At 32.7% G+C, this 12,084-nt stretch carries 13 protein-coding genes; 3 read left to right on the top strand and 10 right to left on the bottom strand.

Going from position 1 to position 12,084, the window contains the following annotated elements:
• Nucleotides 1-149 precede the first annotated feature (149 nt).
• The 5 genes from vraR to map form a co-directional block, all read right to left on the bottom strand.
• A complete protein-coding gene (gene vraR, locus FH144_RS08995) occupies nucleotides 150-779 on the bottom strand; it encodes a response regulator transcription factor VraR (RefSeq protein WP_107507738.1) in 630 nt (209 codons plus the stop codon).
• Nucleotides 769-1,815: a sensor histidine kinase VraS gene (vraS, locus tag FH144_RS09000; RefSeq protein ID WP_242315245.1), complete on the bottom strand. Its 1,047-nt coding sequence runs from the start codon at nucleotides 1,813-1,815 to the stop codon at nucleotides 769-771. Before vraS ends, vraR begins: the two co-directional genes overlap by 11 nt.
• Nucleotides 1,812-2,513, bottom strand: coding sequence for a cell wall-active antibiotics response protein VraT (gene vraT / locus FH144_RS09005; RefSeq protein WP_107507736.1), 702 nt, complete (start codon nucleotides 2,511-2,513; stop codon nucleotides 1,812-1,814). Before vraT ends, vraS begins: the two co-directional genes overlap by 4 nt.
• A 28-nt stretch (nucleotides 2,514-2,541) precedes the next feature.
• Nucleotides 2,542-2,928, bottom strand: coding sequence for a hypothetical protein (locus FH144_RS09010; RefSeq protein WP_242315247.1), 387 nt, complete (start codon nucleotides 2,926-2,928; stop codon nucleotides 2,542-2,544).
• A gap of 194 nt (nucleotides 2,929-3,122) precedes the next feature.
• Nucleotides 3,123-3,875, bottom strand: a complete 753-nt coding sequence (gene map, locus FH144_RS09015) for a type I methionyl aminopeptidase (protein ID WP_107507734.1) — start codon at nucleotides 3,873-3,875, stop codon at nucleotides 3,123-3,125.
• A gap of 148 nt (nucleotides 3,876-4,023) precedes the next feature.
• Between map and FH144_RS09020 the strand changes: the two genes are divergently transcribed.
• On the top strand, nucleotides 4,024-5,013 hold the full coding sequence (locus FH144_RS09020) for an FUSC family protein (protein ID WP_242315249.1): 990 nt from the start codon (nucleotides 4,024-4,026) through the stop codon (nucleotides 5,011-5,013).
• A gap of 195 nt (nucleotides 5,014-5,208) precedes the next feature.
• On the opposite strand, the gene gatD is transcribed toward FH144_RS09020, so the two are convergent.
• Together gatD and murT are read right to left on the bottom strand one after the other, a co-directional pair.
• On the bottom strand, nucleotides 5,209-5,931 hold the full coding sequence (gene gatD, locus FH144_RS09025; RefSeq protein ID WP_242315251.1) for a lipid II isoglutaminyl synthase subunit GatD: 723 nt from the start codon (nucleotides 5,929-5,931) through the stop codon (nucleotides 5,209-5,211).
• A gap of 1 nt (nucleotide 5,932) precedes the next feature.
• Nucleotides 5,933-7,243 carry a lipid II isoglutaminyl synthase subunit MurT gene (murT, locus tag FH144_RS09030; protein ID WP_242315253.1) on the bottom strand — a complete coding sequence of 437 codons (1,311 nt, stop codon included), beginning with the start codon at nucleotides 7,241-7,243 and terminating at the stop codon, nucleotides 5,933-5,935.
• Between the two features lie 184 nt (nucleotides 7,244-7,427).
• Between murT and ftnA the strand changes: the two genes are divergently transcribed.
• Entirely contained in the window at nucleotides 7,428-7,928 is a 501-nt protein-coding gene (ftnA, locus tag FH144_RS09035; RefSeq protein WP_242315255.1) for a ferritin, read from the top strand.
• Nucleotides 7,929-8,074: 146 nt separating this feature from the next.
• Entirely contained in the window at nucleotides 8,075-8,629 is a 555-nt protein-coding gene (locus FH144_RS09040) for a 3'-5' exonuclease (protein ID WP_242315382.1), read from the top strand.
• Nucleotides 8,630-8,686: 57 nt separating this feature from the next.
• Here FH144_RS09040 and dinB read toward each other — a convergent pair whose 3' ends face one another.
• From dinB to rlmD, 3 genes are all read right to left on the bottom strand, one after another.
• Nucleotides 8,687-9,757 carry a DNA polymerase IV gene (gene dinB / locus FH144_RS09045; protein ID WP_242315264.1) on the bottom strand — a complete coding sequence of 357 codons (1,071 nt, stop codon included), beginning with the start codon at nucleotides 9,755-9,757 and terminating at the stop codon, nucleotides 8,687-8,689.
• A gap of 114 nt (nucleotides 9,758-9,871) precedes the next feature.
• Nucleotides 9,872-10,420: a DUF3267 domain-containing protein gene (locus FH144_RS09050; protein ID WP_242315266.1), complete on the bottom strand. Its 549-nt coding sequence runs from the start codon at nucleotides 10,418-10,420 to the stop codon at nucleotides 9,872-9,874.
• A 268-nt stretch (nucleotides 10,421-10,688) separates the two neighbouring features.
• Nucleotides 10,689-12,065, bottom strand: a complete 1,377-nt coding sequence (rlmD, locus tag FH144_RS09055; protein WP_242315268.1) for a 23S rRNA (uracil(1939)-C(5))-methyltransferase RlmD — start codon at nucleotides 12,063-12,065, stop codon at nucleotides 10,689-10,691.
• Between the last annotated feature and the right edge of the window lie 19 nt (nucleotides 12,066-12,084).

The raw sequence follows: 12,084 nt of genomic DNA on the forward strand, positions 1-12,084 counted from the left end.
AAAGTGAAGTGTAGAAATCGTTAAAAGTTTGTTTTTTGTGACACTCATTTATGACTTTCAACCTTCTTTTATCTAAATTCATTACAAAAATGCTCTTAAATGACGTCTATGGATATCATTTAAGAGCATTTTTTATTATTAAAGGATAGTTATTGAATTAAGTTATGTTGGAATGCATAAATAACAGCTTGTGTTCTATCTTGTACTTCTAATTTACTTAATATATTACTTACGTGCGTTTTAACTGTCTTGATAGTAATATGAGACGCACTTGCGATTTCTTGGTTAGAATACCCTTTAGCAATTAATAATAAAATTTCCATCTCGCGCTCAGTTAACATTTCATATAATTCAGCACGTTTTTTCATTCTATTACGCATTTTAACTAGCACTTCAGGTTCGAAGACTGATTCATTATTATAGGTTTTACGTACAGCATCGGCTATACCACTCGCACTTGTTGTTTTTAGGATATAGCTATCTACCCCTGCATCAAGGGCTCTATATACTTCTTTATCCTCAATAAAACTTGTTAACATGACTACTTTTATATGTGGCAAATCTTTTTTTATTTGCATTGTAGCCTCAACGCCATCCATATCTTCCATTAATAAATCCATTAAAATTAAATCAGGTTGTAATTCATGTGCCTTAGCTATGGCATCTTTTCCTGATTCACCTTCCCCTACGATTTCAATATCTGATTGCGTTGATAAATAACTTGAAATTCCAATTCTAACCATTTCATGGTCATCTACAAATAGTACTTTAATCGCCATACGAATCATCCTCCTTATTTAACGGTGCTTTTACTTCTATACGCGTTCCTGAATCAGGTAATGACACAATGTGGAACGTAGCCCCAATTTCTAATGCACGTTCTCTCATATTTTTTAAACCATAGCTTTGTTCAACTTTTTCATCAACATTAAATCCCTTACCATCATCTTGAATTCTTAATAGTAAATAATCTTGTTGGTTAAATAATTCTACTGTTACCTTTGTACCATTAGAATGTCTCAATGTATTAGATATGGCTTCTTGAGTAATTCTAAACAAATGATCCTCAATCCCTTTAGGTACTTTAAAATCTTGAATGTCATGTATTACTTTCATAGGAACTTTTTTCTGTAAATCAATAACTAAATCTTTAATACCTTCGCCAAGCGTTTTATCTTTTAGTCCTATTGGGCGTAAATGTAATAATAATGCACGCATTTCTAGTTGAGATTCTTGAACCATTTTTTCAAGCACGGGTATTTGTTGATCCAGTGGTGGCTCTAATTTAGTTTCTTTAATTGCTGATAACATCATACTTGCTGCGAAAAGTTGTTGACTTACTGAATCATGTAATTCGCGAGCTAAACGTTGACGTTCATCTTCAATAATTTTTTTAACTTTAACGTCGTTCATATTATAATTTTCATTAGTTAAATTCTGAGTCTTAATTCTTAAACGATGTAATTCCTGATTTAAAGGCACTAATGTTTGATAAAGTTCCACTGTTTCGTTGTATAATTCAATATTTTGGTCGTTAATCCCAACAGTTTCCCCTTCGATTGCATGTTCGATTTGTGATTTAATCCAATGATTTTGTTGATTAATTTTATAAGCTAATATTGAACCCACAATAATACATAATAAAATAATCACTAAATTTAAAAACAAGAAGACGGGTATGCCAAATATTTGCGTATAAAACATCCCTTGGAAATAGATAATGTTAACAAATACTTTATCTATAAATAAGAACGCAGTAAACATGCTATACACGAGTATAAGCATGGAACCTATAGCTCTTAAGTAGTGATTCATCGATAAATCACCTCTACATCTCCTATAAACGTTGATACGTAAATATTCACATTATAATTCTCTTCTTTAGGTTTTTCTTCAACTTGGATATGATTATTTTCTACTTTGTAGGATTGACCATTGACGTAACCAGTACCATAGAACGCTGCCATGTGTAGGTTAATATTATAGTTTAATGGAACGACTAGCTGTACTTTTCCTAAAACGTGTCTAACTACAATCGTATTATTCTCTTTTATATTAGCAGCTTTCGTCATATCAATGTGTACATCTCCAACCCCGTGTTGAATCTGCACATCTTCCCATTTATAGACATAAATAGGTGTACGTTGTTCTCCAAACCACTTCTGTTTTATAAATTGTGGCGAAGTCACTTCATCTTCAGAAGCAACAATTTTTAACGGTTTAAATTTGAAAATTAAATACCTAATAATCACAATCACTAAGAAAATAAACAATATAATAATCGTATACTTATTCGATAATAAGGTGAATGCAATCAACAAAGCACCTATCCAAAACGCCAAAAGTCCTCTTACTTTATGGAAGTATAGGTATCCAACATAAACTAAAATACACCCTAGCAAGAGAACGAATAAGTAGCCAATCTTCTCAAAAAAGATATAGTAAAAATTAGCAATGATCATTAATGCTGTAAAAATGATTAATAATTCTGTCGATATATATTTACGTGTCAACACGTCGCCTCCTATCTTTCTTGATTATTTAAGCTACTACACTCATCTGTTCAATCATGTCACACTGACCTAAGGTAGTAATTCTTTCTTTTGCACAACGGTGTATATCCGCTTCTATTCTTGCGCAATACGCTTCAAACATATCTAATTGATTTTTCAAATCTTCAATTTCATAATTATTAATTTCTTGAGCATGTTTAATATTATAAGTATTCGCTATATCAATATACTTATTTTCTAATGTAGCAGATAAACTGTCAATCAACTTATTCATTTGTTGTTTTTTCTTATTTAAATACACTATGTATGTTTCGATACTTTTAAGTTTATTATCTAAAAGCATTCGATACTCGTCGATATTTTGTTTAATTACTACTTTTAAAAAATGTTGTAAGTACACGTACATATAGTTCATAAAAAACACCTCACCCTTGATTAAGCTTTATTATAGTACATCGCTTCATGAAGGAATATAGGCTTAGGAACCATATTTAACTCATACTTAAGCACTACTTAAAGATGGTGATTTTTAATGAAATCATAATGATAATGCTCATAATTATAGCGTAAGAAAGATATGACATTACTATCTTTCTCACGCTATAACAATTAGTCTATTTTAGTTGTTAACACTGGGCCGTCTTTAGTTACGATGACTGTGTGTTCAATTTGAGCTACAAAGCTTTTATCTTTAGTTTCAAATGCCCATTCATTTTTACCTTCTGTTACAAATGTAGCTTTAGAAGAAATAAATGGCTCAACTGCGATAACTACGCCCTCTTTTAAAAGTGTTTTATCTTTAGGGTCATAATAATTCATTACATGATTCGGAGCTTCATGTAACGATTGACCTACACCATGTCCAGTTAAGTTTTTAATCACTGTTAAATCGTTTTGACGTGCTGTTGCATGCACTGCTTTACCAATATTACTTAATTTAGTGCCTGGTTTAACTTTAGCCATAGCATTCTCAAAAGCCATTGTCGCCACATCACACACTTTTTGTTTAAGTGGGTTATCTGCTTCGCCCACTACAAATGAAATACCTGTGTCTGCATAGTAGCCATTTTTCAAGGCTGAAACATCAATATTTACTAAATCACCTTCGCGAATGATACGTTTACCAGGAATGCCATGCGCTACTTCTTCATTAACGCTGATACATGTTTGGCCTGGGAAATTCTCATCATGAATGGGTGCTGAAATTGCCCCATGTTCTTCGAATAACTCTTTCGCGATATTATCTAGCTCTTTCGTTGTAACTCCAGGTTTGGTAGCCTCTTGCATTGTATCTCTTACTTTTGCACAAATATAACCTATCTCTTTTAAGGCTTGTAATTCTTCTTCTGTTTTTACAATCATATTATCCCGTTCCTTTTTAATTGATATTACATCTTATTATACCAAAAATTTTTTGATATACTAAACGTGACTAATAATGAAACGTAAATAATTTTCAATTTCACACTTACTACAATGATTATTTTCGTGCAACGAGAGGATTTATGACATGGATAAATGGTATAAACGGATTATTGGCGCTAGAACGATTAAAACAGGTTTAGCTACTTTCTTAACATCTTTATTTTGCTTAATGTTAAATTTGACACCTATCTTCGCAATTCTAACTGCTATTGTCACTATTGAACCGACCGCTAAAGCATCATTAAAAAAAGGTTATCGTAGATTACCAGCTACTGTTATTGGGGCATTATTTGCAGTAGTATTCACCTTCATCTTTGGAGATCAATCACCACTTTCATATACCTTTAGTGCGCTATTTACTATTCTAGTATGTACAAAATTAAATTTACAAGTAGGTACGACTGTTGCCGTATTAACTTCAGTAGCCATGATTCCAGGAATTCATGATGCCTATTATTTTAATTTCTTTTCTAGATTACTAACTGCACTCATCGGATTGGTAACTGCCGGCGTAGTTAATTTCCTCGTTTTACCGCCGAAATATTATCATCAAATAGAAGATAATCTGACTTTATCCGAACATAAGATGTACGAATTGTTCGCTTTACGATGTAATGAATTATTATTAGGTAAATTCCATTCCGATGATAGTAATGAGTTATTAACTAAATTAACAGCCATTATCGATAAAACTGAAACCTTAACTGGTTACCAACGTGATGAATTGCGCTATCATAAAAATAAAGAAGATGAGTGGAAACGGTTAAAACATATTTCCAATAGATCCTACGTAGACCGTATACTCACAACGCATTTATCCAATATTATCTATTTACCTAAGAATGTAAATCTTATTTTTACTACAGAGGAAAAAATGGCCATTATTAAAATAAGTAATAGCATCCATGATATTCCATCAAATAATTATTTTGAACGTCAAAAGAAATCCGCTTCTACACTAAAATCTTCAGTTAAATTACTTGAAGAATTTGATCAAAATCAAATAAAAAGTCACGTAATTTACGAAATACTATTAATTTATAAATTGCTTGATAATCGATTTAAAGACAAATAACAAGAGCAGGACAGAGACTGAGACATTAATCATTTGTGCTTTGGGAAACCGATATACGGTGTCCCAAAAGTAGGATTCTCGGCAGATACCGTCACGATTCGACAAAATTTGAAAAACAATTTTGCTCATCGTTCGGTTCTGCTCAAATCCTAAACACTTTTGTCCCAACCTCATTGTCCTGCTCAATTTTGTTTATTATTTATTTTTAGCTGAACGATCGATAATTACTTGTTTAGCCGCTTCTTCTTCAGTATTATCTAACTGTTTTGGCTCAAAAGGTATACCTTTACGTTCACATGCTTTTTCTAAGAGATAGTCAGTGAGTTCATGGTTTTTTGGCAAAATTGGTCCATGAAGGTAAGTACCTAATAAATTCTTGTAGTGGATGCCTTCTTGCTTGTCGTCATCATTATTGCCATAGCCTACTGTTACATGGCCGAGTGTACCGAAATCATGATGAGTACGGCCACCGTGGTTTTCGAAACCGACAATAGTACCGAACGTATCGCTTTCAATTACAATATCGCCTGTTAAACGATCTGTACGTGATTCAGTATAGAAATCTAAAATACCTAAACCTTCAAGCTCAGTTCCATCAGGTGTAATATATTTTGTACCTAAGAATTGATAACCACCACAAATTGTTAAACCTGGCATCCCATCTTCAATAGCATCCTTAAGTACTGTTTTAATTTTACTTAATTCTTTAGTGGCAATGCTTTGTTCTCTATCACTACCGCCACCAATGAAGAAAATATCACATTCTTCGAGAGTTACACCTTTAGTTTCATTGATTTCTACTACGTTTAATTTAATATTACGTTTTTTAGCTCTTTGTTTTAGGGCTATAATATTCCCAATATCACTGTATAAGTTTAATTTATCTGACATAAAATGATAAATCGTTAATTCATGCATATTAATTGCCCCCTACAAATGAACGGTTTAGTTGTTCAAGCATTGGTGATAATGAAGTGTAGTTAGGAATTGCTACGGTGAAACCACTATAGTTCATAGTTAATGCCGTCGCTTTGTAAATATCCTTTTCAAGAATAATAGGAACATCGACTTCGGCTAATTTCAAACGTAATTGCAATTCTTCGGCACGCGTACCAGTTACAATAATGGCTCCAATATCTTGGTCATTTAATTTTTCAAAATCTGCATCATAAATCCAAGACGTATCACGCCCATCTGCAGCATTATCATTTAAGCTGATAACATAAACTTTTTTATCATCTAACTGCTCTCCTACAGATAAGCTTGCATTCATACCAGCCGGATTCTTAGCTAAGTTTATCATTGCTTCTTTTTGATTCATTTTAAAATATTGCATACGGCCGTTATCAGACGTATATGTTTCAAAACCTTTACGTATTGCGTCATCGTTAAGGCCTAGCTCTCTTAATACTGAATATGCTGCTAAAGCATTATATGCATTGAAATCGCCCGCAATTTTCATATCAAATATCGCGTCATTCATATTTAATTTTAAAAATGGTGAGACATCAAATGAAGTTATTTCATACTTAGGAGTTTCACGTTTAAAACCACATGTACAATGATAATGACCAATTTGGTTATAATGTATGTAATCGTATTCTAGTAATCTACCACAATTTGGACAGTATTTACTTTCATTCATGCTGCTCTGTTCAAATTCATGCGCATGTGCCTTCATACCATAATAAACAATAGTCTCGCTTGCTATCTTTAAACGACTTACAAAAGGATCATCCGTATTTAGAAGTAATTTAATCCCTTTATTACTAATAGATTTCGCAATATTATTTACCATAATATCAATTTCACCGAAGCGGTCCATTTGGTCTCGGAAAAAGTTAGTAAATACGAACATAGAAGGTGTTACTTCTTTAAGAACACGAGGAATAGAACCCTCATCTATTTCAATCACAGCAACTTTCGTCTGTTTCGTACTTTGCATAATAAATGCCGAAGTAATACCAGCTGCCATATTGGCGCCTTCATTATTATGAATAATATCAATATTATTTGCTTTTAAAGTATGGCCTATCAAGTTAGATGTGGTCGTTTTACCATTTGTACCACTAATAAATACGATGTCATCTACTTGAGTAGCTAATTTACGTAATATATTTTGATCCACTCTACGAGCAATTTGGCCCGGCAAGTCTGTCCCTTTTTTACCAGCTGCGATACTTGCTTTACGTGCCAACTTAGCCAAGTGGGTTGCAGTCCATTGTCTCATGTGTTTCCTCCTTGTTTAAATCACTCGAATAATTATAACATGTAACGGGTATAACAAAAAATATTCTCAATTAAAATTAACAACTTTCACTCTAGATTATAATAATTATTATTTACTAATGAGAATAGATTTGATATAATCTTATCAAACATATAAATAACAAAATTTTAAAGAGGTGACCTTTATGTTAAGTAAAGATTTATTAGAAGCGTTAAATGATCAAATGAACCATGAGTATATCGCAGCACACGCCTACATGGCTATGGCCGCTTATTGTGATGATACATCATACGAAGGTTTCGCAAACTTCTACATTCAACAAGCTAAAGAAGAACGTTTCCACGGTAAAAAAATCTATGATTACATCAATGATCGTGGTGAACGTGCAGAATTCAAAGCTATTCCAGCACCTAAAACAGACTTCAATTCAATTTTAGAAACATTTAAAGATGGTTTAGCACAAGAACAAGAAGTGACACGTCGTTTTTATAATTTATCTGAAATTGCTCAAAAAGATAAAGACTATGCTACAACTTCATTCTTAAATTGGTTCTTAGATGAACAAGTTGAAGAAGAGTCTACATTTGAAACACACATTGATTATTTAACTCGTATCGGTGACGATTGCAATACATTATACTTATATGAAAAAGAATTAGCTTCACGTACATTTAACGAAGAATAATTTATACTATAAGATATATTTAATGCCCGGTTTGTGCTTTCTAAGCATAAACCGGGCATTTATATGTGCGAATGCAATTTACTGTTCAATGTATGAATGTTTAGCTACAATAATATAATCAAATTATAATTGAGAAAGGATTATGTATCGTGGATAACTCATTCGTAGCTTTAGATTTTGAGACTGCTAATGGTAAACGCACAAGTATTTGTTCAGTCGGCATGGTGAAAGTGGTAAACAACGAAATAGTAGAATCCTTTTATACCTTAGTGAATCCATTTGATTACTTTTCACAAACAAATATTAAAGTGCATGGTATAAGACCAGAAGATGTTCAAGAGGCTCCTGGATTTGATCATGTTTATCCTTATATGATGCAATTTATAGATCAACTTCCTGTTGTCGCCCACAATGCCGCGTTTGATATGAATGTCTTACATCAAAGTTTGAAGAACTTAAATATCGAAACGCCTTCAATGGTTTATTTTTGTTCTTATCAATTAGCTAAACGTACTATCAGTGCTTATCGCTATGGTTTAAAACACTTAATGAATCATTATAAACTTGACTTTCATGGCCATCATGATGCTTTAAATGATGCCAAAGCATGTGCGATGATTACATTTAGATTATTAAAACACTATGATAATTTACAAAGTATGCTTCAAATTTACGGTAAAAATTTAAAAGATAAAGGTTAGAGTCATTATTGGAATGAGAGACATACCTCTTATTCACAATCAATGTCGCCTTTATCTTTAAATAAAATCATATATTGTCATATTTTGATACGTTGAACGTTCCAAATTACCAACTGTAACGCCAATTAAACGAATAGGTACATTTGGATCCTTTAGTTCATTATATAAATCATACGCTACATTATAAATATCAATATCATTTCTAACTGGATCTCTTAAACTTCGTTGTTTCGAGAATGTTTCATACTGATACGTCTTCAATTTTACCGTTACAGTACTGCCAGATTTTTGTAGTTTTGCTAACCGTTCGGCAGTTTTACCTGATAATTCCCAAATTTTTTGTAGAATCTCATCATCGTCATTAACATCCGTAGAAAACGTTCGCTCCGTCCCTACTGATTTACGAATTCTAGTAGCCTTCACTTCGCTATGGTCGATCCCTCTCGCTTTATTGTATAAACCTCTACCTCTTTTACCAAACCATCGAATTAATTCAAATTCTGTCTTTTCATGTAAATTTTTACCGGTATATATCTCATGTTCATGCATAATTTTTTTCGAAGCTTTTCCAACACCGGGGAACTCACCAATATCTAGATTCATTAATATATCATGTACATTGTTATAATCGATGACCATCATTCCATTTGGCTTGTTCATACCACTTGCCAATTTAGCTAAGTATTTATTGTATGAGACACCTGCAGATGAGGTTAAACCTGTTTTTTCGAAAATATCTCGCCGTATAAAAGAAGCAATTTTTGATGCAGACAAATCAGGTCTTACTAAATGTGTAATATCTAAATATGCTTCATCAAGCGCTAAAGGCTCTACAATTTCTGTATAACTTTTGAAAATACTCATAATTATTGAAGATGCCTCACGGTACGCATCAAAACGTGCCCTTACGTAATAACCATTTGGGCACAGCTTATGGGCTTGAGACATTGGCATAGCAGAATGTACACCATATTTACGCGCTTCATACGATGCAGTAGAAACGACACCCCTATTACTTGCTTTACCACCTACAATAACGGGTTTACCTCGTAGCTTGGGATTATCTCGCATTTCTACTTGAGCATAAAAATAATCCATATCGACGTGTATAATTCTTCTTTCTGCCATTCTCTCACCCCCTTTTCAAAAAATAATAAAATAAGCCTTAATATAATTATACTGGTCATGAAACAAAAACTCATGAAATGTGCACAATATAACATATTAAGACTCATCTTTAATTTATTCATAATAATTATGAGTTTGAAGTGGTTTATGGTAGTACATGTATAACCCTTCCTCACTCGGATGTATATATTTAAACTTATTAATCAATGTGACACCGACTAAATAAACGTCAATTAAGCAATAACCAATATGTATGCTTAAAATAAAGAGAATTGAAGAATAAGAATAATAGCTAAACACTACCATTAAACTGGCAGTAATAAGTATCATGGGCGCTAGCATTATTGTACAATATTGCCATTTATTAAAGTATTTATTTGAGCTATGAACAAGTAAAATACCCTTTTGAGATTTAACGCGAGGATGCTCCCCATGCGAAAAAATATAAAACATGAGTCGATGTATTAATTCATGTAGACCTAAAGCGAGTATAAACCCTAAAATACCATACAACCCATTAGCTATAAATGTCTGTTCTCTAACTTCGGTAAACATAAACGCCCATTTATACATGATTAAAATAACAAATAAGATAACGACAAATTGAGTCGCAATAAACTTTGGTAAGTTCAATTTATTAGATAATAAATCAATCTTATGCACAATAATGACCTCCCAACTGCTTGAATTCAAACTTAGTATACATGGCTCACTTTCAGAAACAAAGACTTTCTCAATAAATTAAATACCTTGTAATCTGATCTTAATGAAAGTCACCTAACTTAAAAATATTGTTTAAAATATTACACAGCGAAAGGCCTATTTTATTGTTATCTTAGCACGACGATTACGAGTTGCACAAAGTACAAAGCGCCAATATCTTAATACGGTCTCATGTCTTCTAAATGACGTGAATCGTGCCTACTATTAATTAATTTGAGGGATTATCTAAACTTTCAAATAGTGCAACTGTTTCGATGTGTGTCGTTTGTGGAAACATATCGAATGGCGTGATTTCTTTCAATTGATACTTCGCAGCCAGTATTTGAGCATCTCTTTGCTGTGTTGATGGATTACAAGATATATAAACAATACGTTTAGGATTAAGCGTTAATAATGTATCTAAGAAGGTTTCATCACATCCCTTACGTGGTGGATCGACCATTACCACATCAGGTTTAATTCCTTGTTGTTTCCATTCTATAATGACGTCTTCTGCTTTACCACAGACAAAAGTTGTATTTTCTAATTGGTTTAAAGTCGCATTTTGTTGTGCATCTTTAATCGCAGAGGGTACAACTTCTACACCATAAACATGCTTAGCTACTGGCGCCATATAAAGACCAATCGTACCAATTCCACAATAAGTATCAAGCACCGTTTCTTCGCCGTCTAATTGAGCGTAATCGATTGCTTTTTGATAAAGTTTTTCAGTTTGACTTGAATTAATTTGATAAAAAGATTGGTCGCTGATTTTAAATGTAGTATCACTTAATTGGTCCACAATTTTATCTTTACCATATAAAGTCACCGATTGTTGCCCCATAATAACATTCGAATGGCTATTATTAATATTTTGTTTAATACTTGAAATATTTGGAAAAGCTTTATTTAACTTTTCAACCAAAATATCAACTTGTTTAAATTTCGAACCATTTGTCACAAAGATAACCATAATTTCATCTGTGTAATGGCCTGTACGTATAACTAAATGTCTTAGCAAGCCTTTTTTCGTTTTTTCATTATAAATACTTACTTTTAATTCATTAAGCCATTGTTTAATTTGATTCATAATTTCTTGATGTTGTTCATCTTGAATTAAACAGCTATCCATATCGATAATGTCATGGCTTCTGTGACGGTAATACCCCATGATTGCAGTGTTGTCTTTATCTTTACCAATTGGAAGCTGAGACTTATTTCTATAGCGCCAAGGATTGTCCATGCCAACCGTATCGTTAATCACTGTATCGTTGAATTGAGCCTTCCTATGGAAAAGGTTCACAACTTGTTCTTTCTTCATTGCCAATTGCGCTTCGTAGGTCATATGTTGTAGTTGACAACCTCCGCATTTCCAATAATATTTACATGGTGGCTCTACGCGGTTTTCGCTTTCTTTAAGAACGTTCATTAATTTCCCAATAGCAAAGTTCTTTTTAACTTTAATAACCTTAAATTCGATATCTTCATTTATTAACGCATTGGGTACAAATATGGGGTAGCGATCAAATTTAACTACTCCATGGCCTTCATGCGTTAAGTCAATCACTGTTCCCTGTTTAATATCATTTTTATTTATTACTTCCATTCTTTCACCCCACACGAAA

Origin of the sequence: Staphylococcus sp. acrmy, from assembly GCF_022690565.1 — a bacterium.
In the GTDB taxonomy this organism is placed as follows: domain Bacteria; phylum Bacillota; class Bacilli; order Staphylococcales; family Staphylococcaceae; genus Staphylococcus; species Staphylococcus caledonicus.